Annotated in this window: 18 protein-coding genes; 12 read left to right on the plus strand and 6 right to left on the minus strand. The window is 39.2% G+C overall.

Translation table 11 applies throughout. The features are described 5' to 3' along the window. Nucleotides 1-403 precede the first annotated feature (403 nt). The 3 genes from FEK43_RS21355 (at nt 404) to FEK43_RS21365 (ending at nt 6,895) form a co-directional block, all read left to right on the plus strand. The gene (locus FEK43_RS21355; RefSeq protein WP_130236391.1) at nt 404-1,396 is read left to right on the plus strand and encodes a RepB family plasmid replication initiator protein; all 993 of its coding nucleotides are present in this window, start codon (nt 404-406) and stop codon (nt 1,394-1,396) included. 2,362 nt (nt 1,397-3,758) lie between these two features. After that, nucleotides 3,759-5,180: a hypothetical protein gene (locus tag FEK43_RS21360; protein ID WP_130236384.1), complete on the plus strand. Its 1,422-nt coding sequence runs from the start codon at nt 3,759-3,761 to the stop codon at nt 5,178-5,180. 1,187 nt (nt 5,181-6,367) lie between these two features. Next, the gene (locus tag FEK43_RS21365; RefSeq protein WP_165382768.1) at nt 6,368-6,895 is read left to right on the plus strand and encodes a polymer-forming cytoskeletal protein; all 528 of its coding nucleotides are present in this window, start codon (nt 6,368-6,370) and stop codon (nt 6,893-6,895) included. Between the two features lie 334 nt (nt 6,896-7,229). On the opposite strand, the gene FEK43_RS21370 is transcribed toward FEK43_RS21365, so the two are convergent. From FEK43_RS21370 to FEK43_RS21375, 3 genes are all read right to left on the minus strand, one after another. Continuing rightward, entirely contained in the window at nt 7,230-7,652 is a 423-nt protein-coding gene (locus FEK43_RS21370) for a hypothetical protein (protein ID WP_240779359.1), read from the minus strand. Next, nucleotides 7,612-7,872, minus strand: coding sequence for an Ig-like domain-containing protein (locus FEK43_RS23220; RefSeq protein ID WP_240730454.1), 261 nt, complete (start codon nt 7,870-7,872; stop codon nt 7,612-7,614). Before FEK43_RS23220 ends, FEK43_RS21370 begins: the two co-directional genes overlap by 41 nt. Nucleotides 7,873-8,354: 482 nt before the next feature. Continuing rightward, on the minus strand, nt 8,355-8,894 hold the full coding sequence (locus tag FEK43_RS21375) for a C40 family peptidase (protein ID WP_130209563.1): 540 nt from the start codon (nt 8,892-8,894) through the stop codon (nt 8,355-8,357). Between the two features lie 844 nt (nt 8,895-9,738). Here FEK43_RS21375 and FEK43_RS21380 point away from each other — a divergent pair. Further along, on the plus strand, nt 9,739-10,950 hold the full coding sequence (locus FEK43_RS21380) for a conjugal transfer protein TraF (protein WP_167850505.1): 1,212 nt from the start codon (nt 9,739-9,741) through the stop codon (nt 10,948-10,950). Between the two features lie 418 nt (nt 10,951-11,368). On the opposite strand, the gene FEK43_RS21385 is transcribed toward FEK43_RS21380, so the two are convergent. The 3 genes from FEK43_RS21385 to FEK43_RS21395 form a co-directional block, all read right to left on the minus strand. After that, the gene (locus FEK43_RS21385; RefSeq protein WP_130209565.1) at nt 11,369-11,713 is read right to left on the minus strand and encodes a hypothetical protein; all 345 of its coding nucleotides are present in this window, start codon (nt 11,711-11,713) and stop codon (nt 11,369-11,371) included. A gap of 510 nt (nt 11,714-12,223) precedes the next feature. Then, nucleotides 12,224-12,676, minus strand: a complete 453-nt coding sequence (locus FEK43_RS21390) for a hypothetical protein (RefSeq protein WP_130236385.1) — start codon at nt 12,674-12,676, stop codon at nt 12,224-12,226. Nucleotides 12,677-13,503: 827 nt separating this feature from the next. Continuing rightward, on the minus strand, nt 13,504-13,875 hold the full coding sequence (locus FEK43_RS21395) for a winged helix-turn-helix domain-containing protein (RefSeq protein ID WP_130209569.1): 372 nt from the start codon (nt 13,873-13,875) through the stop codon (nt 13,504-13,506). Between the two features lie 1,098 nt (nt 13,876-14,973). Here FEK43_RS21395 and FEK43_RS21400 point away from each other — a divergent pair. From FEK43_RS21400 to FEK43_RS21435, 8 genes are all read left to right on the plus strand, one after another. Next, nucleotides 14,974-15,591, plus strand: a complete 618-nt coding sequence (locus FEK43_RS21400; RefSeq protein ID WP_130209571.1) for a fimbrial protein — start codon at nt 14,974-14,976, stop codon at nt 15,589-15,591. Nucleotides 15,592-15,609: 18 nt separating this feature from the next. After that, entirely contained in the window at nt 15,610-16,332 is a 723-nt protein-coding gene (locus tag FEK43_RS21405) for a molecular chaperone (protein ID WP_130236386.1), read from the plus strand. A gap of 1 nt (nt 16,333) precedes the next feature. Beyond that, the gene (locus tag FEK43_RS21410; protein ID WP_130209575.1) at nt 16,334-17,047 is read left to right on the plus strand and encodes a molecular chaperone; all 714 of its coding nucleotides are present in this window, start codon (nt 16,334-16,336) and stop codon (nt 17,045-17,047) included. A 12-nt stretch (nt 17,048-17,059) separates the two neighbouring features. Further along, nucleotides 17,060-17,788: a fimbria/pilus periplasmic chaperone gene (locus tag FEK43_RS21415; protein WP_130236387.1), complete on the plus strand. Its 729-nt coding sequence runs from the start codon at nt 17,060-17,062 to the stop codon at nt 17,786-17,788. Between the two features lie 95 nt (nt 17,789-17,883). Continuing rightward, nucleotides 17,884-18,438 carry a hypothetical protein gene (locus FEK43_RS21420; protein WP_130209579.1) on the plus strand — a complete coding sequence of 185 codons (555 nt, stop codon included), beginning with the start codon at nt 17,884-17,886 and terminating at the stop codon, nt 18,436-18,438. A gap of 2 nt (nt 18,439-18,440) precedes the next feature. Beyond that, entirely contained in the window at nt 18,441-21,044 is a 2,604-nt protein-coding gene (locus FEK43_RS21425; RefSeq protein WP_130209581.1) for a fimbria/pilus outer membrane usher protein, read from the plus strand. A 310-nt stretch (nt 21,045-21,354) separates the two neighbouring features. Next, a complete protein-coding gene (locus FEK43_RS21430) occupies nt 21,355-21,957 on the plus strand; it encodes a hypothetical protein (protein ID WP_130209583.1) in 603 nt (200 codons plus the stop codon). Between the two features lie 305 nt (nt 21,958-22,262). Then, nucleotides 22,263-24,274: hypothetical protein (locus FEK43_RS21435; RefSeq protein WP_138158702.1), on the plus strand; the 2,012-nt coding region annotated here is incomplete at its 3' end.

Consider the following 24,274-nt stretch of genomic DNA (forward strand, 5'->3'; position numbering starts at 1 on the left):
TCGTTTAGATCACAGTAGTTGATCCTAAGTAGATCCTTTTAAGATCCTAAATAGATCCCAGATCGCTGTAGCCTGCGTCAACATTGACTTCCGGGCGATCTTGATAAGCTATAGTTTGTAAATTATAAACTATAGCCTGCATTCATATATGCTGTAGCGAGATAAACCCAGGCTGTAGTTTGCAGTCTGTATAAGCTATAGTGAGCACTCTCTATAAAATTAAACGATAGCGATAATGTATTTTTTCTTTATTTTATAATGACATACGGATGCCCTTATAGATTCATACAGGTGTATACACAGGTTACGCACAGCATATCAACAGCTGTTTTCTTGTGCTATTAGCTCGGTTATATGGACTGGGTGCCCAAACTTGGAGCTGATTTTGGAAAAAGATATTGATATTAAAGATTTTTTTGATGAAGTAGATAAGCGAACAGGAGAAGTTGTATCTCTTACTCCGAACGCTAATAACACTGTACAGCCTGTTGCGCTAATGCGCCTGGGGGTATTTGTGCCTACCCTCAAATCGCTTAAAAACAGTAAAAAAAATACACTCTCAACGACAGATGCCACTGAAGAGTTGACCAGACTCTCACTTGCTAAGGCTGAGGGTTTTGACAAAGTGGAAATCATTGGCCCGCGACTGGATATGGACAATGATTTCAAAACCTGGGTGGGAATCATACATTCTTTTGCAAAACATAAAGTTATAGGTGATAAGGTTCAGCTTTCGTTTGTTGAATTTGTAAAGCTTTGCGGGATCCCGTCAAGCCGATCGTCTAAAAAGCTTCGTGAACGTATCAGCCCTTCCTTAAAACGGATTGCCGGGACAGTCATTTCGTTTACCAGCCAGACTAAAGAATATACGACGCATTTGGTTCAATCCGCGTACTACGACACAGCTAAAGATATCGTCATACTCCAGGCTGACCCCCGATTATTTGAGCTTTATCAGTTTGACCGAAAAGTTCTGTTGCAGTTAAAAGCGATAAACGCGCTTAAGCGGCGTGAGTCCGCGCAGGCTCTGTACACCTATATCGAAAGCTTGCCCAAAAATCCTGCACCTATCTCAATAGCGCGTTTGCGCGCCAGGCTAAACCTGAAATCGCCTGTTTTTTCGCAAAATCAGACGGTTCGCAGGGCAATGGAGCAGCTGAAAGAGATCGGATATCTGGATTACACGGAGCTGCAACGTGGACGGAGTGTGTATTTTAACGTGCATTATCGCAGGCCTAAGTTAAAAGCTCCCCGCTCTGATAGTGAAGCCTATGAACAACCTGAGCATACAAATGACTCGGTTGATCCTTCTCTGATTGAAAAAGTTAAGTTACTAGAAAAGCTGGGGATTGATCTCAAAGATTTGGAAGCTCTTTTGAACCTTCGTAAAACATAAGCTGTAGTCAGTAGAATGGACTGAATACTCACTATAGTTTATGTTTAATCGGATAGTGTCTTTCGATTTTGCAACGCTGATATCTTCAGTTTTTTATATAACTAGCTGAAAATTAATGTGTTTTATACATCCCCTCTCATTCTTACATCAATAGTGGTGCTGTTCTGCATCACTATTGATTTCTTTTAAGCCTGGTTTTACATAGGATTTTGACGACCTTTGCTCTGCTCAATGGTGTTTGCATCAAGTTAAGGATTACTGATTTAAATATAATAAGTAATAAGCAGATTAAAAAGTAAACACAAATGCTATTAATGCAATATAAATCAGATAGTTACTTGTTTTTTGCCTTAGTGCTTATACTCGCTATAGCTTATATTAATCTTAAAAATCGACACTACTCCCTCTCTATAGTTTATGTTACTACCTATAGCATATGTTACTCTCTATAGTTTATATTGCTGCCTATAGTTTATTTAAATGAAACTAACGTACTGATATGCTGAGAAACATCAGCTAAAGAAAAGATAAAGACAGGAAAGCTCAGAGGCCAAAGTTCGGGACGTGGTTATCATGTAAGAGTGTAAGAAAGCTGATAAAGTGCTTATGACACACTGTTATATTGGTTTGAGCGATGAGGATATAATGTTGTCTGATTAACGAAAGTGCCTGTTATATCTGTATCATTTATCATATGTATTTTTATATCTATATGTTATTTCAAAATAACAGAGCTAATCTGAAGATATCTCTTACAACATCTGTTCTCTCTATAGCTTATGCATCATGATCTGGTTCAGATTGCTTTGATAGCTCTGGCTTCTTGCTCTTTTGAGCGTACGAATGTTTGTGCAATTTAAAATCAATATATGAATAAACAATAAATAATTCAAAACGATAACTATATCCTGGCATTCTAGGTTAGAGCCTGGTGATGATCATACTTATGCTCATGCATATTAAAGATGCTTATTACTCACTGTAGCTTATTTATCCTTAATAAGTATGTTCTGTCTATAGTTTATCATAAGGACAATCCTTCATTATCCTGGTCAGCCAGAGTATAAGATTACTATCTATAGTATTAATTTGAATTGGTCTTTTATAGAAATGACATCAAAACTTGAACCGTCTTTTCTGGCTAATTACCCTTTAATTCTGTTATTCATATGTGTGTTATTCTTTTTTGATTCATATCAGTCTGTAAGTTGAAAAGCTTCCCCCATGATGTCGCCCGATTTTTAGCAGGCTATTTAATTGTTTTCTTCTTGTCATTATTAATTCATTCCTTACGTTCTTAGCCCGCTGTATGAAGATAGCTTTTCTTTGATCGAGATGCTTAGTCCTTTTTTTATGTCATATGTGGAAAGGTACTCCATTTAATATGGCTGATATGTGGACGTAGTATCCATTTCTGCCATATTTCTCATTGGTAAAAAAAATTATAAAGTTATGTATGAAATAATAGTTTGCACTGAGTAACCGTGTGTCGATTTCACCCTGAAATCGGTAGTAAAAAACGCTATAAATCAAAGCTTTATTTGTGTTTTCTCTATGGCGAAATCACCAGGGTGAAGAGGGCTGAAATATCATTCAGTGATTGTTAACACATTATACCTATTGTGACTCTCGACTCATTGGCGCCGGAACTGAAAGTGGAAATTACGGATTGAGTTCTGACCTCAAATTTTTGGGCTATAAAGTCTGTTGATGCGCTTTTCTTACTGCCTGCAAATAGCTACCTGGTCGCTTTATCAATAAAAATCTCACTTAACATTGTTAAATGATGAAACGTTGTTATAAAACGTATCTGTTAAAGGTGTGGACCAACGTATGGTTAATGACTGACAGAGGAACCTTAAGTACACGAATGCTAATGTTGACGATTTCAACCTGAAATTTTTTGAAAAAATTCAGTAAATCAATGGATTGCTTACACTGAAGGTTGGCGAAAGATTTTAATCATCATGAATGAAAAAGGCGGTTCAGTAGAACATGAAATCGCTTTGTATAAGTCAGCATGACTAAATGGCAGATTACAGTAAGGCAACAACCTGATAGAAAAGAGCTTTATTTCGGAATGTAATGGCTACTATGTACCAATAATCCTTCATGTACTTTTCAGGTATGTAGGCAAAAAACGTTTAGATAAATACTGAACTGTTCACCTTGCGACAGTATTGCCATGATGGCTGTTTGACCCAGTTTTTATTTTATTAACGTTAACGTTGGAAAATCTGAATAAAAGAACCGTAAGGATTAAGCGTCGGGATCGCAACTGATGATGTGTTCTGTGCTTGTTAAGTCGTGTTAAGACATATCAGCTTAGTGTGCCGATCCTTTTGAAGGGAGAAAATCGCATATGTCAGAAAAATATGTCCAGGTATGCTCTACTGTATGTGCGATGAGTCATTTAGAAACCGCTGCATTGGATGGAATTGAAACGTATTCGACAAAATATCAGCTGGATGTTGCAGGGGTAAACGTCGATTTTAGCAGGGCTGATGCTATTGCTGATTATGCAATTCATAACTGTCTCAATATTATCATGCGTACAATTAGCCCTGATTTTGGCAAGGCGCAGAAAAAAGAAGCGAAGGTAATTGCTGGTTTATTAATGGTATCTTCGCAAATAGCAAAACTATCTGAAAGCGCAGAAAAAGAACTTGCTCAACAAAACTATGTTGAAGCATTGCGTCACCTGGTCTCACAGGCCTGTCTCAGTTTGAGTTTATTGGTATCTACAAATGATAAGTCTGGTTACGGCAACTACCGGCTATTATGCCGATTGCTGGATATAGCAAAAAATTCTGATTGCCGACAGCGGTTGTTGAAGAGGTTTCAGTTAGTAGACGCATACTTTACTATGTGTAGCGTTGATGACCATTGTGTAAAAAAATTAGGGATTAACGGGACATTAGCTTTTCGTAGTGAGACGTCATCACATTATTGCGATGACCTGCCAATACTGGTTCAATTTCCTGTTCAGGTGGTAGATGTAAGCAAAGAACCTTACGCTCTGTCACTTATCAAAAAATATCATTATCCGGCCTTCCCTGAATCCACAATTGAAGGTGATTTTGTTGTTAATGCTCGAATCGCAGAAAAATTAGAGAAAACTCGCCAACAAGCTTTAATACGTTCAAAACGTTACCAGAAAGCAAATGATAAGCTCAATGAAGCAATTAAAATATTACTGCACGATATAACGCGAGGCATTTCTGGTATTTTCGAACTGAATGGGGGAGAGGGGGATTTTAGGGAAATTTATCAATATATAGATGTTGTAAAAAAGGAAAATGAAAACAGAAACGAAGAGTATCAAAAGTGGCAAAAATCATCCTTGCAATATATAGAATATGCGAAAAAATTATTAGATAACACATTGATTATACAGAATAATATACAGAACATCTTTGCGATAGTTGCAGGGTTGGAAGCATTGGGTACTGATTATGTTACAGTAATGGAAAAATATCTTGAATCAAAAGGTTTGATAATAGATGGTAATGATAAAATCAAATCAAAATTCAGGATCCCTGCTATCTCATTAAATGGAAATTTAATAGAATACAATATTGAATGCGGTTCAGTAATATCTATTCTTGCTGAGGCTGAACGTTGTTATTCAGGTAGTGAGAAAACTAAATTTATATGTAAGAGTAATGATGTTATTCCTGTAGTTGATCCTTCTCTTTATTTTGAAGTTAAACAGATCATTGAGTTAGTAACTAATTATAAGAATAGTGCTTCTGAACTTATAAGGTCTATTAGCTCAGGTTGATTTGGCTGTTACTGATTATTTATAAGAACCCGAGCAGCTAATGTCTGGCTCATATCTTTCTCTATTCCTGATGTTATGGATGACTTGCTGATCAGGGGCTCATGGGCAATGCCTGACTTAGCGTTGACTCATTAACCATTTGAATAACTCCCCGGTAATTACCCGAATTGACATAAATGTGCCATTGGTAGAATATTCCAGTGCTGTAGTAAATCTGCGGCCGGGATTAGCCTCCCGACAATCATCGTGCCATATACCGCATTAGCGGTTTTTTTATGCCCTAAGCATGGTCACTTTCGCATATGATGGGTGTACAGGGGCGAAGGCATTCGCGCCGGTTTCATGATGTCCGGTAGGCTAACCCTGTACGGCTCACTACTTTCTCAATACCTTCGCATCGATATCAACACATAACGCTTAACGTGGATTTGTATTGATTAACTAAAACTGGCCATCTCTCAACCAGTTAAGGTGATTCAAGATAGCGTGTATCCAGGACCACCGCGTTTATACCCATGGTGGGCAGCTGGCAACTAACTACCCCTGTTCTTTCGTGAGCCGCCATCAGGCTATAGTCCCATCATTACACCCTTCATGGTTGTTATTGTTGCGATACTTTTTACGCCATCGGCTGTCATGTTCTGTGGAGAGCATATTATCTCTGTTCAGATGGCCAACGACACTTTCTGGTTACCTACCGTTTAGCGCATGACCTCAACCCTTTAGAATTTTCCCCCTGGGCCGATTTGTACAGTGAGTCAATGTACATTGCGGCAGCGATCCTCATTGCAGTCGTATAACCACTGAAGAAGGTATGTTATGTCCCGGTCCATGATTATTGTAAATCAAAGTAAATATGTTGAGATGAGAAGCAATACATCACAGTTATTGTGGGATGAGGTAGCGTACACAATCACAGTAATGGCGACTGTATTTATGGGGAAGTTACCTTGCCTTAACATCATTTGGGATAAGCATCTTCCCGAAGATATCGTTTACAGATGATTTCACCGATGAACTCTATTTCTCATAATTATACAGCGAACAACATGTTTCTGAATGCGGGAATCATTTCCTGGAGTCTGGCATTATTTTTCTGGTATTCAGGAAAGTTTTTTATCGCAGTGATATTGTTTTTTCTCATAATTTTTTCTTTCTCAACGCATTTTTTACAGAAAAGGATACTCATGATGTTTAACAAATCTAAGGCAGCAAAAGATAAATTAGAAATACTTTCAACACCGGAAAGTGTTGTAGACGTCGGTAGTACTGTAAAAAAAATGGAAAACAGAAATTCAGCTAATGAGACAGGGACAGATAGCACGGTTATTGCCAGTGATGTCGTCTTTGATGGCAATATAAATTCTAATAAACAAATATACATCTATGGTTGTGTGAATGGGAACGTAATTGCTAAGGATGGGTTGGTGAAAATAATGCGCAATGGTGTCGTGGAAGGAAATATTACCAGCCGGGAGTTAATTGTGGATGGTAATATAAAAGGGCATTGTCAGTCTGATTCTGTTGATATTTATGAAAATGGCCGTCTGGATGGAACATTGGTTTATATTTCTTTATCTATTAAGAAAGGTGGTGTTTTTACAGGTAAAGCTGAAGTATTAACTCAGGCTCCCGTAAAACAAAAAATTGTCGAGCTAAAAAGTGAGAGCGTCACTGTTGTTCCAGAAAAATGTGCATCACGCGAGAAGCGATAATCTGCACATGGTTGCAATTTAAGAACTGTAACTGGTGAAAGTGCCTGGTCAGGATTTACAACAGACAGGTAATCGATTCCTGCTATGAACGTTAAACGCTTCAGATTTCCTGGAGCATAAAAACGAGCGAAATGCAGTAAGATTGTACCTCAAACGTCCTCATTCGTACGGTCTGGTGTTGCAGACAGGTTTGGTAAGGATAAGGACTGTATGGATAGCGCAAGAAAGGATCTTTATAAGATCCTTTTTTACTGCGTGTATTTTGATAATTTTAGTGGTTGTTTACTTTACAATAATGAAAATGACAGTGAGCAAAGGAATTTAACCTTTCTCACTACTTGGCTATAGGCTCGCCATAGAATGCTACTGCCTGAACGATATACCCAGAATCAGTGAGCTGATCTAGTCTATTATTCTCTGCACAATAAAATTCATCGTTTTCAGCCGTATAAATGCGACAGTAACCATCTAACTGTGGTTCTAATTTCCATCCAACATTAGCCAATGTGCCCCATTCCTGATAAAGGCCGGTATTAACCTCGCGCCTGTTATATTGTTCATAATTGTTCAAATCGGAATCATTAATATCGCGCCGTGCTGGAAGTTGTCCCTTTACACTTGCAATCCATGTTAAAGCCCCTTCTTTTGTGTGATAAATTTTAGTGCTATATTTAAAATAACGTTTTACAGTAAAGGTATATCCTGACAAAAATTCACTAAGCAAAAATATAAAACGATTTACTACAACAACTTTCATCCACGTTCGGAAAGGTCACTGTGCCATCCTGACTAACAGTCAGTATTTTATCAGGAATACACTTCCAGGCTACGTTAGTATTGTTGGCCGGGTCATCATCAATGACCATCTTAAAGGTAGCACCAGGGAACAGAGTGTTAGGAAAATGATAATCATCAATCATATAATTTTTAATATCAAAAATATATCCATCCACTAAAACACCGGTAATTGCATTCATAAACAACCCCTCATTGCTGGTAAAATTAATATTTTTATTCCTGTAGAATGGAACACTATGGATATTAATAAAATTAAATGAAATCCGATGTTATTTATGGCTTATATACTAACCTGTTTATGGTTATCTTATCGTTCATTCAATCTTATGTACTGTATAATTTATTACCATAGGAATAATAATTATTATATCCTTATGGTGAAGTCTATAAATATCGTTTTAAATCATTTGGTTAATTAATTTGATAGGTATAAAGTGGTGTGCGATATAGAAATAATTTGATATGTCTGGTGAATTGTTCTTCTCGATGATCGCATAAGTGTTCCCCGTTTCCGGGCGGTCTCTCTCCAGAGAGAATGATGGATATATATGACGCTTTCTAAGCACATATCCATTGGAGGGAGAACTCCAGTCCGTCCAGTATAAGGATGTACTGAAGTCCTCCCTGCTTTTGTGTGGTCAGCATACGGAATCGGAACGCCTCAGGAAATCATCAGACGTCTTGCTCCCAGATAATGACGGCGGTAAAAATCTTTTTCCAGGCTGACAATTTTGACATTTTGCCCTGTATGTGGCGCTTCTATGAAATGTCCATTTCCCACATAAACACCGACATGATCGACACGTTCCCCATGTATTGAGAAAAATACCATGTCACCAGGTTGTAGAAGCATATAAGGAACATGGTGTGCCTGTGGCATGGAATACATGCCGGCGGCGGTCCTGGGAAGGGTAATGTGAAAATTCTTACGCCACGCGTACCAGATAAGACCACTGCAATCAAATCCGGTTTCAGGGGAAGCGCCTCCCCAGCGATATGGCTTACCCAGTTGTGCCATCAGCGTATTAATGAAGACTGTATTGGGCGACAATTTATGCTGTCTTGTCGAGTGGGATGTTTTTGTTTTGCGATGATGATTGACGACAGGAGTGTGTCTGATGTGGTGTACCGGCGATGCCAGTGTTGAGGCATGGTAACCTAACATCAGTAAAAACAATAAAGAACGATGATGTCGATACATAATGTAGACCTCTCGTTAATATGTAGAAATTCCGATGCTGTAAATTCATCCGATGATTTCTTTAAGATCTCTTTGAACCCGGGAGTTGGCACGATGTGAAAAACTGTTAACTCTGGACCGGCTTTTGAACGGGTAGAAAAGATCGGATTTTGTTCGTCTATCATTGCAACGGGAGACTGGAATATCCTGATGGTGTCGTGATGAAATTCTGATGGGAAGTCATAAAGCAGGAGCTGTTACAATGAATCTGCTTTCCTATTCAGTGATGGATTAGAACGTGAAATACGAATTGTGTTTTCTTAAAGTAATTTACTGTTTGGTGTGACTATTTTTGTATATCATCAATGGTTTATTTGTTAATGAATTGTACGGTGGTGGTGATTTTATTTTACATAAGGCTAAAATATGATGTTTGATAAAAAATCATAACTGAATGAATTTAAATAAACATAAATAAAATAATGTGCAAAATACGGAAAATATGAGAGTCCTGCGTAACACAGGAATGGCGTGCTTGTAAGTCGTAAATTAAATACACATTGTCGTTTATGTAAGTTATATTCATTAAAATCAATAAGTAAGCATTGTCTTATGCTGGACATGGTAGTGCTGAACCAGCCTCAGAGTATTAAAAAAAGATTATTAGTTACTGCGATTAATATCCGTGAACTTACCGATTGGTTAGGTGTCTTGAGTTATAGGAAACAATCTGTTTCGGCATCGATTAAATATCAGAATCTCCCTTCGTGATAACTACGCACTATTTTTTGGGGGCGATGCCTGTATATAGCTTCGGTGGGATTTTTATTAAAAACAATTCATTCTTTTGGCCAGGAAAATAAAAATGAAATTTACGCTAAGTCAGTATTCTCTGCTGACCTGTGCTTTTTTTACTGCTCTGTCTGGTAATGCTCAGTCGTCTACGACCTATATGGAAGCCAGTAATGATGCTATGGGAGGGACGGGAGTTGCATCGTCTCATTATTGTGCGGCAGCACTCGCTAATCCGGCACTGATGACGAGTGCCACCGCTTCCGATGATTTCAGCATGATTCTGCCGTCAGTCGGAGTACAGGTATCGGATCCCGACCATTTGCAGAGCGATGTGGATGCCGTGAAAGATGCCTGGGATCGCTATGATGCAGCTCTATCTGGTGCAGTCGCGCCTTTGGGGGCCGCGACCGATCTGCAACATCAACTGGAGAAATTTAAAAATACACAGGTGAATGTGCTGGCGAGTGTAGGCATGGTCGCGACAGTTCCGAACAGTCAATTACCTTTTGCCCTGATACTGAAGTCATGGGGGACGGCAACGGTGGAAGGAAAGGTCAGCGACCACGATCTGCAATATCTGGATGATGTGACTAAGGGCAAAATTATTCCAACAGCGAGCGATACTGATACGTTGACATCGCGGGCCTATGGTCGTGCGGCGGCAGTGAGTGATGTCGGGATTGCTATTGCTAGGACGTTTGAGACGAACGGGCTCAGGTATTCTCTTGGCGTAACTCCGAAATATCAGCGTGTGGATCTGTTTAATTACAATACCACGGTACAGAATTACGACAGCCACGATTTCCGTAGCCATGAATACCGTAATAATACTCCCGGTATTAATGCCGACATTGGTTTTGCTACTGAGCTGAATGAACACTGGATGCTGGGTCTGGCTGGGCAAAATATTGTTCCCCGTAGTATTGATACGAAAGAAGTTAACGGGCTGAAAGAAACCTTCAGGATTCGCCCACAGGTAACTGCCGGGGGCTCATGGCATAACGGAATCGTGACGACTGCATTGGATGTAGATCTGACGCCGGCCAGTGGTTTTACCCATGATACAAAGCGCCAGTTTGCGGCTATGGGGGCTGAAGTTAACGCCTGGAATTGGGTGCAACTACGTGCGGGCTATCGTCAGAACATCGCTTCTTCAGAGGGTAGCGCCTTTACTGCCGGTATCGGCATTTCACCTTTTAATATGGTACATCTGGATCTGGCAGGCCTGGTGGGCACTGATCGGACATATGGTGCTGTGGCTCAATTAAGCGAGACTTTCTGACAGAAAACAGAATCCGGCTTACAGTAACATATTACTGTTTTAGTACGGGCATATAGCGGCGCTGTGACAAATATAGTGAAGCGTATGCCCGTAGTTTTTGTGGCAGCTGTCGATGTATGATGTCAGTAGGGGGGAATTATATAGCAATACAATAATGTATCGGTAATGAACAGGGATATATTGAAGAATACAAAATGCGCACTGACTAAAATTCTAACGATAAAGATAATCGAGCGTAATCATATTTAGATGATATTTTCTTTTGAGATAAAAAATACCCACCATGATACATGGTGGGAAAATCGAACAATGAGTAGGACGGTTGTAGCAGGAATTACCTCACACAAGAATCATTATTAACAGGATTAAAAATTGTGTATATAGGGCCATTGCCTGATAATTATTCTTATCACTTACCTTACATAAGCACTTTAACTTTGGATATCCATCCCCTTTGTTGCATACAAAGTTCTATCCACTCATAACGAGTATGTTCATTGACATCAATCACATAACTTCGTAAGGTTGGTGAGCTATCATACTTTTTTTTGCAGTGCCTGTTGTTGCGACATTTTTCGACGTGTGCTTCATAAACTGTTCTTTCCGCTACTCTATTCTTAACGGGATATTTCTCTTCAGCCAATGTTCCGCATTCATATTGTGCAGTTGAAAGATCCTGGGCATCAGAGCGAGTGCGTTGCCATTCTGTTGTGCATCCTGATAATATGAATGAGACTAGTAGTAGGACGTGTATTTTTTTCATATCATGTTCCTTATGTTCTGCTTGAGTATCTACTTCTTATATCACACACACTACGTTTGTCTAACTGAACAGTATTGTCGAAGCGAAATACTTATTATTGACCAGTGTAATAAAAATAATATAAAAATAGAAGATTTGTATCAGATATTCAATACAGTTGATTACTTATGTCTGTGATCATTGAAGGTGGTTAAACGTGTCATAATCCTCTGGCGCTTAGATGCTAACTGGCATAAGACTGCTGTTTATCATCCTGGCTGCGAAATGATGACGAAAACTAGGCTACGATAGTTCAGATCGTAAACTCAGTTATGGCTGAGTATGAAATGGACATAGAAAAATAAGAGGAACAACAGTGGCATATACGGCGGAAATCGTGGGGGCGGGTAACCTGAAGTTACTGTAACAAAAAAAGGTATATATCATCAGAGAGTGAGCAGGAATAATACTCATTCCTGCCTGGTAACAGGAATGATTTATCTATGATAAATGTGAAGTTGGCGGGGGGGGCTATTGTAAAACGGCATTTCTATGAGGATATGGAGTATGATGATCAATTACAAAGCGGGTCACTTTGCCAGTGATAGAAGATAGATCACAGCGGAAATAAAATGGGATCCATTTCGACCCGTAAATAAGGTATTGGCCATTGCCAGTTAGTCTGATAGGAGTATGTAATATTAAACTATTTTGTTCCCCGTCACTGAGTGTGACTTTCTCGACGAGAGATTCATGTTTTTGTATAACAGTCATTGCAACGGGGAGGCACAGGAATTCTGCTACCTGATGTGCTTCGGTCCACTCATTTTTGATCGCTGTTCTATCTTGTTCATTACTGATTTGTGCCGCCATAATTTCTTCAAGATAATTTTTTTGCTGTGCCGTAAGAACTGAAGAAAAAGCAAAAGCGGGAAGAATTAGTGTGCCGGCAAAAAGTAACCTGGTTGTCATCTTTGTTATCATATAATTCTCCATTAAAAACAATAAAATCCAGGGTTATTGATCTATCAGATACATTCATTTTCACACGAAAAAAAATAAAATCTTGATGATAATTATGAAATCTGGCATCACCTGTCATTTGATTGTATCAATTAAGAATAACAAGTTACTGAAGAATGTGGTTTTGGTTATAACTTATTGAAAGTGCACATTATGATCGGGTACCAAACCATATAAAGGAACATGTTTAAAATTTACCATGTAACTCTGGACGTAGCCAAAGATAACGAGGGGAGCTGAGGAATCATGCAAGGTGAGCCTCGTCATTGACCTGAACTTGTTAATATTCAAAGGTAAGGTTGTGATACAACCTGGTTATTAAAGCAAATGAAAGGCTCAATAGTGCTACATTTCCTGTTGACAAATTAGCTGAGTAAAAATTTAAAAAAACAATAACGCCGATAATCAAAAGATTGTGGAATATAGAGAGTAACTACAATTATTCTTGATTATTAGTTAAAAAATAACATTTCAGTGATTTATAAATAAAAATGAAGAAGAACGTTTATGCCAATGGTAGCTTGTTTCTTCAATTATAGTTTTGTCAAATTAGTTAATAAATGATTTGTATGTTAATTATATGACCTGTAAGCGTTTTGTCAGAAATGATACTGTGGTTGCTATATTGCAGTGTTAATAAAAAATATTCCCCTGCCATCTGGATGCACAGAGGAACAATAGCTAAAGCATTGCATAATATTGAAATTTAATTATTCTAATGTCACTAATAAGGAATTAAACTATTAGGCTACATAAATAATTATAGGTATAGTGTGTGTAGCGTGAACTCAAATAAAATTTAATATTAGTGAAACAAATCGAGTGATTAAATTACGTCTTATCGTATTTCCAGCTCCTTGTGCATGAATGGTCATTTTATAACCTCGTTTGTAAATGTTTTCAATTATCACTGGTCCACCGACAGCATCAATTTTTCTACGAAGCTGAAGAATAAGCTGCTGAATATTATTATTACTGATCACCTCCCATCGTTCTCCCCAAACAGATTGAGCAAGCTCATTTCGTGGTAGAATACTATCTGACTGCTGCTTATGCAGCAGCAACGAAAACAACGCCGCTTCTTTTGGGCTTAATCTGGTCGATTTTTTTCCAAACATAAGCACACCGGTTTCATCATCAAAATTCAATTCAGGGTTCATATTATATCTCCTTGCCAAATATGTATTACCATATAAACATTAATCTATTATCAATACGTGAAACTGGTTAAAACATAATGATTAATAACCACCTGATAACAGAATTCTGATACTGTCATAATTGTTTTTTATGTCCCTGGTGATTTCTTATGTGAATTTTGGCAGGCACTTATGTAAATCAAAAGTTTAATAAGCAAGATAAAATTACTTAACGAAATGAACTATACACAAAGAACCTAAGGTGATTTATTCACTATCTTAAAATAAGTAATAATTCGGGATGCCATCAGCGTCGCTATATCAGGAAGGGGGGGGGCGACATCGAATCCCTGAATTCTTGTACACTGACGAAATGCAGGTTGTTGCAAGTATGCCCATTCATTAATTTTCATATTTACCGTATCGGATTCATATGAAGACTGTACAGTGATGATACATGAGCCTGATATTGACAATATCAGGCTGATCTTTTTTATCTCATTGATTAAGTGAGGGATATGAAACACATAGATGGGTGCATACCAACAAATGATTAGCTGTTATCGATGCTTCAGATTTCGTCCACGACCATAACCAGTCTACCGCAGAACTACCGTTTACAGCCTTTATTCATCAACTCGTGGATAAGGTGACCAATCTACGGTGGTTTATGCTGGCGCTGAGCTCTGGCAATCATAATGGAGCTTCATCGTTCAGAAGTCGTCAATACCATCGCCAGCTCATTTACCACACCTCCTGATGTACCGGTGTTCCTGGCCCGACTTATTGTTGATGGATGATGACAACTTCATGTTGCGTAGCATGATCCTCAGAAAGGATAAAATCAAATAGCTTCAATGAGTACAGGTATAGTGTTTTATTTTTTTTAGTGAACAATTTTAATCCAGGAATTTAGCTAAAAGGCGTAATTATTGTTTTGAAATATATCTTCTTTTTTTCTTTTTTTATCTTGTTTCTGATACTATTTCTGATTTACAGAGCTGTATATACTCAATTACGAGATTTTTTGATTGTTAGCGATATATTTTCCTGAAAGTGAGTTTTAGTTTTGTAACTGGATTCAGGAATGACAAGGGAATTTAGCTATTGTTGTAAATAATGAGTAAGGTAATTATTGTGAAATATTGGTATTCGCTAAGTATTCTGACGGCTATAGTTACAATGGGAGTATGGAATAACGCTATAGCAATTGGCAAACCAGCTCATATTGATGTCTATGCAGAAATTTCGGAAACAACATGCGATATTAGTGTATCAAATGAAAGCATAGTATTAGGTACGTTCTCAAAAAATGATTTTGCAAAGTCAAAAACAGATGTGGGAACAAAATCTTTTGACTTAAGGGCCTCTAATTGTACCGAGTCCGGTAGTTCACAAGGAACTGTTCCGGGTGATGGAGGGGTTTATGCTGAAGTATTATTTAGTCCAGGAATGGGTATTCCTGGTGAGCCAACATTATGGAGTAATACCGGGATAAACGATGTTGGCGTGGTTCTCAAAGGTCGTGTGTATGATTTTGCGGCCAATACATCCACTATGACAGAAATTAAAAACAATGATTATATTCAGTTGGCCAACGTGTCTAAAGGCGATGTGATAAGTTCAATTGATGGAAAACAAACAACGTTGACCGCATCATTACAGGCGATAAATGCGAATACTGCGTCTGCTCAGCATATTAAAGTGCCTGTGGATTTTATGATGATTTACCAATAAGCATACGGTAAAAGGGTTATGTTGATTAAATTTTCACTGAGTTTGTTGTTTCTTTTTTTATTGCCATCTGCATGGGCAGATGGGATTGGAATTAATGCGTTAAGGATAATTTATCCAGCAGGAAAGACATCAGTTTCGGTAAGTTTGAGAAATAATACTGACAATACCTGGTTGATGCAAAGTTATATTACCAGAGTTAGTGCCGGTAAACCGGATAGTCAGTACTTTAAAGTACTTCCTGGAATTGAAAAAGTTTCGCCAAGAAATGAATCAATAGTCAAAATGATTGCGTTGGAAAATGTTGACAAACTTCCCCGTGATAGAGAGTCAGTTTTTTATTTTATCTCTCGTGGTATTATCACATCAGAACCATTACAAGATGTGATACTACCTGAAACTCAGGCTGGAATTATATTTTCTTTATCCTCACAAATAAAAATGTTTTACCGTCCAGTTGGATTGACGGAAGAGGGGGCTGATGAAGCAGCCAAAGAAATTGTATTTAATCGTACTGCTACGGGCGTCAAAATTATGAATAATAGTCCGTATTACATTTCGCTTCATGACCTCTTTTTTGGTCATAATAGTATAGCTACTATTACTCTGAAAAATATGGGGATGATCTCTCCCTTTGAGTCTATAGACCTAACGTCCACAAAAATTGGGAACAACCGACAGGTGTCATGGGTCACTCTCAACGATCTTGGTATGGCAGAAATGCATCAGGGAAAAGTTCATTAATATGCGCACCCTGTACTTTTTGTTCATTATCTTATGTTTACCTGTAAAAAGTCATGCTGATGGGTTAAGTATTGATCATACCAGGGTCATTATGAGCTCTACATTGCACAGCACAGAGATAGTGATTAGCAATACCAGTAAATATACCTGGCTTGTGCAGAGCGGAATTGTTCATTCTCTCGGCAGTACAGAGAAACTAACACCCTCGGAAAATTTTTACATTTTGCCACCGATTTTCAAATTGCCATCAGGTCAGTCGCAAACAGTACAGATAATTCGTCGGCAACCGGTATGGCAACATAATCAAGAAACATTACAATACATTGTTTTCAAGAGCATACCTGCAATTGATAAAAAATTTTTTGAACTGAACAAAGTCAAACAGCAGCTATCGGTATCACTGAGTTTAATTATTAAACTTCTTTCACGTCCCGCTGACCTTAATGTATCGTGGGAGAAGTCTGTTTCATTATTATCATTTACGAAAAAAGAACATGCGTTGACGATCAGCAATACCAGTCCGTATTTTATGACGCTTAGCAGAGTTTTTGTCAATGGAACAGAAATAGCATTAGATGGTAAACAGAGAACAATAACCCCTTTTAGTAAAATTACACTTGATAAGGTAATAACATCGTCAGGGGATGAAATTAAATGGACCCTCATCAATGGTCAGGGCGGTGAAACCAGAATGATGACGTACAATTTATTATAACAAAGGATATCTATGCCCTTTCTGCGCAAGATAGTTGTGTTTCTTATAATAGTAATAACAAACAAAGGGTTGTGCGATGAGACTACACAGGGTATTTTCATTAATAAAACTAAACTGGTCTTCTCTTCACATTTAAATAAAATCGTGCTCAGGGTGGTTAACCATACAGCCGAGCATTATTTATTACAGGCAGTAATTCAAAGTTACGATCCTAAAACGGGTATGGCAGCTAATGATAATCAAGTCTCACCCTTTATAGTTTCTCCTCCTGTCCACGAACTACGTGCCGGTGATGATACCTTAGTGTCTTTACTTGCAGTGCCGTCACGCGCGATTCTCTTACCATCAAGCAGAGAAAGTTTATACTATTTGACGCTAAGACTAATACCATCTGAAATTAAAATGTATAATTCGGTTAAGTTACGCTTAGTCACTGCTTATAACATCAGGGTCTACTGGCGCCCGATGTTTGATTCAATTAAGGAAAAAGATATTTATTTTTCTTGCAATAATGGTGAATTAAATATTTTAAATCGCTCGGGTTATTACAGGGAAGTGACGCAGCTATTTATTGATAAGTATAAGATAAAAAAGTCTCTACTTATTAGACCCGTACCACCTTATGGTAAATTGGAAATAAATACTTCTGTTCAACATTGCTCACCTGGCGTGCATCAGGTTTCATGGCGTTTTCGGGATGACTCTGGTGTGCCATCTGATTTATATCAAATGGATTTTTAGCGAGTTGTGATATGAATGTTTTGATAAGAAAATTCCCCTATATTTTTTGTAGCATTCTGATTTTTTTTGCCCCTGTTGTTACGCAGGCAATTACGATGCCAACTCCGACATCTGCTCCTTTAGAGGAATATGCATATTTAAACTTTCATGCAGTTGTTGAAGCCACAACATGCGATATCTCTCTGGATAAAACAGAGGTTGAAACGACGATAAATAAATCGGTACTGGCTGCTGTAGGTCCAAATAATGTCTATCCGCTTGATATTCTCGAACTAACTCTGAATAACTGCACAGGCCTCATTGATGCGGGAAAGAATGTGATGGTTGGTTTTAGCGGGCAGGTGGCAGATACTGATCGCACTTTCCGTGCAGCAGATTCGAAAAATGTTAAGTTATCCGCTGTTTTTAATTTTACCGATCAATTTACGGCACCCAACATTGCACATTGTAACCAGGGTAATGTGATTAATTATAATAATCTTACTGCAAATTTACTTCCCTGGCCAGTAACGCCAGCTCCTTCAGGTGAACTCCACTCATTGAATGATAGCAAGGCAAAACTATTCACAGGCATTTGTGTTCCGCCTGATGGTGATTCCGGAAATGGTCAATTTCACGCTGCATTAGATATCACATTATTCTTCATCTAATCATGAATCATAAGAAACTTATTGATCTGCTCTTATCCAGAGTCGAAACAAACCTTCTCAGATTATCATTAATATTAATGATTGTTGGGCCATTTTTTTCCCAGAAATCGTGTCATGCTGAAGATTATTTCGATCCTGATCTACTGGTGACAGACCAGCAGGGCAGCATAGAAAAAATAGACCTTAGTCAGTTTGAAAAGGAATCATCACTTGCTGAAGGAACATATCTGGTTGATGTTATTGTTAATACTGTATGGATATCTTCAGAAATGGTTAAGTTTAAGGTATCTCCCCACGGAGAAAAACTGACTGCGCAGTTAAACCGCGAACAACTTAGTCGTTGGGGCGTTAATACTAATAGTAATGACGCACTTGCAGCTTTAAAAAACGGTGAATACATTGATGATTTGTCACGTGTTATTCCTGGCGCAACGCTTCGTTTTGAACAGCAGAAACTAAAACTTAATGTTGAGATTCCTCAAATAGTAATGAAATCATCTGAATCCTCTCAGCTTCCTGCAGTTGACAAATGGGATGACGGCATACCCGCTCTGATGTTTAACTATATGTTCAGTGGTATGCAAAGTGATGCTGATTTCTCCAACAGACATGCAAGAATGCGTTCTTTTTTTCTTTCATCACAAGGTGGTGCAAATTGGGGACCATGGCGGTTACGCAGTTCCATTACATGGTCGCAACAGGCAAATTCACCGACATTCTCTAACCGATATATTGCGAGAGATCTAAAACAATTAAAGAGTGAACTTACTCTGGGAGAAACCTGGACACAAAATGACATACTGGACAGTATTAATTTTACAGGTCTTAAGTTGAGATCCAGTGATGACATGAAACCTGACAATCAACGTGGTTTTGCTCCTGTTATTTCTGGTATTGCCAGCTCGCGTGCGCAGGTTAGTATTTATCAGAATCATAATCTCATCTATCAGACATCCGTTGCTGCTGGAGATTTCCGGCTAACAGATATCCCACAGACAATGAATAGCGGTGAGTTGACGGTAATTGTCCGGGAAGCAAATGGTAATACCCAGCAGTGGGTTCAACCCTATACCGGACTCCCCGTCATGCAGCGAAATGGCCATGCTGAATATGAGTTTGAGATGGGGAAAGCTATATTTAACTCTTATCATAAGGATGTTAAACCAGCATTCGAACAGGGAACTCTTATTTATGGTTTACCTGCAAACACTACTGGCTATGGTGGCTTTTTGCTTTCTCGAAATTATGTAGCCATGACGGCAGGTGCTGGCGTTTCACTGGGAGAATTGGGCGCTGTATCGATTGATAATACCTGGTCTCATGCAAGCCAACCTCATAGTTCTACGGTATCGGGTAATGCATGGCGACTTAAGTACTCAAAAAATCTTCTTACTACGGGTACAACTATTGATATCTACGATTTTCGTTATGCGTCGCGTGGTTATATGTCCTTCATGGATAGTCAGACTTTACCTGTTATAACTTCTTTAATGGGGAGTCAGGTATTAGGTGCATTATACAGAAACAGAAGGCGTCGCCGGAATTTACAACAAATCATTTTGCGACAAAATTTTAGTCATTGGGGAAATTTGAATCTTAGCGCAATTCATGAGGATTACTGGAATTCAAGTGAAACTGATAACCGTTTTAGTTTTGGATATGGATTGTCTGTTAGTTCGGTTTCTCTGTCGTTAAACATCTCCGTTAATAAAAATCAGCTCACCATGCCAGGGCAGAAAAAGAATTGTGAGGTTTCTTTTAACCTTTCAGTACCGCTGGATACCTTCTCATCCAATTCAAATTCCCGTTATGGTGATCTCAGTTATCAGGCAATTCGCGACCCTCGGGGGGATTTTAGTCAAATGGCCAGCCTTTCCGGAATGTTAAATGACAACTGGAATTATGAGTTTGGACAGTCATCGTCACAAGGCCAGGATGCGATGACAATGTTAAACATGGGGTATGACGGAAGTACGGGTAATGCGCAATTTGCCTATGACTGGAGTCATCATCAGAAGACGGCGAGCGCCAGTGCTACTGGCGGCGTTGTCATCCATCCTTGGGGAGTGACGCTGGCACCTGTTTTAGGGGATAGTATTGCTCTGATCCGCGCCCCCGGCGCTTCCGGGGTTCATATCGTTAATACTCACGAAAATACTGATTGGCGAGGTTATGCCGTGGTTCCATCACTCACTAATTATCGCTATAACGCTATTAATCTCGATCCTGATGGTCTGGATAGCCACGTTATGTTAACGGAAACCGGAAGACGCGTTGTGCCGACAAAAGGTGCTGTTGTTGTTGCAGAATATCCCGTACGCACCGGAAGGCAGGCCATTATAACGTTGCATTATCAGCGAGGTGTTGTCCCTTTTGGTGCGATAGTAAGTCTAGCGACGGATCATAATAAAGGGAATGCGGGAATTGTTGGTGAAAATGGTGAAGTTTACTTATCCGGATTAACTGATGAAGGATACTTACACGTTATATGGGGTAGTGAAATAAATAAACAGTGCAGTACATCTTTCAAACTACCGCACGATTCCGACCGTTATTTAGATGAATTAACCCTGACTTGTCATCAACACCCCCTTTCCTCGAGATAAACTTATGTTCAGATTTATGTTCCTGCTGTTCCTTATGGTCTGTTCTTGTTCCCACGCAGCATCATTCTTAGCAACATCTGTCTCTGATGGCAGCCAGGCGCAATGCGAAATTACTGGCATAAGTCATACACAAGGTGCTGTTTTTCCTGTTGCGCTTGGTGTTCGCTGTAGTTACCAAACACAAAATAATCGAAAATTTGCACTGTCCATTGGGAGTTCCATTACTGTCGATATTTCCGTGAGCTGTAACGGACTTCTGAACACGCCTCCTTCACCATTGGGAAAAGTGTTGTCCCCTACAGGAACAGATATGAGCTCTTATTACCCTTTGGGATATTTGTTTAATGCAGGAGCAGGACAAATTTTATGTCAGATATTTTTTAATAATTCCAACCAAATAGTGAAGCCTGGATTATACGTTGCCGGGTTATTTAGTGATTATCAGGGCCAGCCAGACGCATGGGAATTGGATGGTTATGTCGCAATCAATAATAAGACCGTACCACAAGATACTGGTTCTGTTTACTGTTATCTTATTACTCCTCAAAACACTATAGATATGGGGATTATAAAACCGAATAGTGAGTCAAAACAGATGAGCATTGATGTTGGGGTTAATTGTTCTGGGGCAACCCCTTCGATGGATACTGAACTGGGCTATTCTGTGCGATTTAGTAAATTTAATTGTTCTACTGATTGTTCGTTACTGGGTGAATATGTTCCTTATCCTGGCAGTGTTGCCGATCCCGGCGATGATCCGCAAACCGGTTTTACTATGAATGATGTTATGCAGTTTAAAAATGGTCAGACGACGAATACAAAAAACTATACCACGTTATGGAAAATCAGAGATAACAGCGGAAACCCCAGAGATATTTCGGCTAAAGCATATGTGGATATATATTATTATTAGAATTTAGTTTTTTTATATCAACACTCTCTTCAGGATTAAATCCATAGCATTATGCATATGCACGGCTGATACTATGTTTTATATTATTTTACTGCCATTATTCCAATTAAAATTATTCCCCTTTAAAGCACCATTTCTAACCAGTTTATATGTGGGTGTTTTCAATTATATTTTAATGATTAATTTAAACGATAGCCTGTAATACTTATTACTGTTTATTATAACTGTTTTATGGTTTTTTATTTATTTTGATTTTTATTAATCTTGTTGAATCTAATCAGAGAGCAAAGGATCAAGGTTTTGATATGACTTCAACAGTATATGAAAAAAAAACCACGCATGATGGGTTAACAGTCACATTAAGCATGCGTAAAGGTGTTTATAGAGGAGGCTTATACTTCGACAGTGCTGACCTTGGGTATCTTGGGGATATCGAAAAATATCATATTTATTATCTTTTGAAGGTAACTGATAAATATGGTAATCCTGTTTCTGGAAAACAAATAAAGCTATGTGTAGATGCTATTACATTTCATACAGTCTCTGATTATAACGGTTTTGAACCAGTAATAAACTACTCTGGAGATTTGAAGCAAAGTAATCCTGAGGTTAGTGTCTGGACTAATGTAAACATTGACAGCAATGGTGAGTATCTCGCTGGCTTGCTCCCTTGTCTGATAAAAAAAGGGAACAGCCAAACTAAACGAAATACAGTTGGACCATATACTTATGCAGTCGTTGAATTGGTTTTTATTGTTGATGATGTTGATATTCGAGCCGTAATGAATATTGATGACACTTTCGAACCACTAAATCTTTCACCGCTGTATGATTATCCAGTGGTAACTAATTCCACAGGTAACTATAGAGATATCACTGATACAGTAATTTACTATCCATCAGTTTATGATCTTGAATACCCACAGTTAAGTAAAAAAGTGTATTTTGGGTTTCGTGAAGATGCTATTTACATACATGAGGCAAAAGATCTGGTCGGGGTTTCGGTAGATGAAAATAATCGAGCTAAAATGCCATTTACTGAGAGTGAAATTAATAATCGAGCTGTCTTGGCTTATGGAGCTAATACATCTGGTTTTTTATCTGCACCGTTACGTTGTCGGGAGGCTAATTCTCAACCCAAATCCGAAATTATAATCAGCCCGCAAAATAACAGTAATATCTTTCCCGGGCAGACGGTTTATGCCACTTTCCAGTATCAACTGAAAACCGGTGAAAGTTTTTCCGGAACCGAATGTCCATTTAAATTAAACCGGGGGAATTTTTATCCTCCTGATATCTCCTGGTGGCAGGACGGCAATACCTTATATGGCGGCTGCTTACTGACTGTGAATGACAGCCTGAAGAAAGGTGACCAATTGTCGTGGACGGTTTCCTGCTGCCTGGACAATAGCGGCATTCCGCTTGCCTCTGAAACCGTGACCTGGAATGTAGCCTGGGATGCCGATATTGATGTTGACGTCACTTTTGCTGCCGATACACCGGTGTTAATTGATTACAGCAATGACAGCACGCGACCATTATCTTCTCGTCCCACCATGACCTGGCGACTGACCGTGCCGGGACTCAGAAACACCCAGGCCTGTTTTTATCCCCTCGTGACCCGCATTACTGAAGATGCCATCATCAGCGACGCCTCGTTCAGTGAAATTGTCCCCTGTGCGGCAGACAGAACCAGTGGGGATTATTTTTACGTCATGCTGGACGACCTGGGGAGCGCTGTCATTAACGTGCAGCCCCGGGAAAACCGCACGCTGCTTACCGCGTTCAGCGCCGGGATTTATGGCGTCGGGACGATGGTCAACACCGCGAACTTTTTTATCAACAGTGCCTGGGAGGCTGCGACGGCGCCAGCTGTCAGCGTGGCAGAAGGGCAGAACCCTCAGGCGCGCCCCGGTGATGACAGCTATGGCCTGGCGACATTTCCGCTGCTTTCTAACTGGGAGGCGGTGAAGGAGCACGACCTGCTCGGCGGCGCGGTGTATCTGTTTGCCGGAAAAGAGATACAGAAAAAGAACCACTACACGCCACTGACGTTACTGGGAAAAACGCAGATCCCGCTTAAAGCCAGTGGTGGCGCACCCGATATCGCCCTGTATTTTACCGAATCTAATTTCGAGGCCGGAAAGACTTATTACATCCATGCCTGTCTTGTCGAAAATGCCTATCTGCACAAAGGGGTGAATTATCTCCGTCTGCAGGAAATCAAATTTGAAATTCCGCAGGACCAGCCTGCCGCACCGGACGGGGTGAAGCGGACCTATCGTGCACCGGAATTTGTCTGTAAAGACGGCGCGGT

The sequence above is a fragment of the Escherichia sp. E2562 genome, from assembly GCF_005781075.1.
Classification (GTDB): Bacteria; Pseudomonadota; Gammaproteobacteria; order Enterobacterales; family Enterobacteriaceae; genus Escherichia.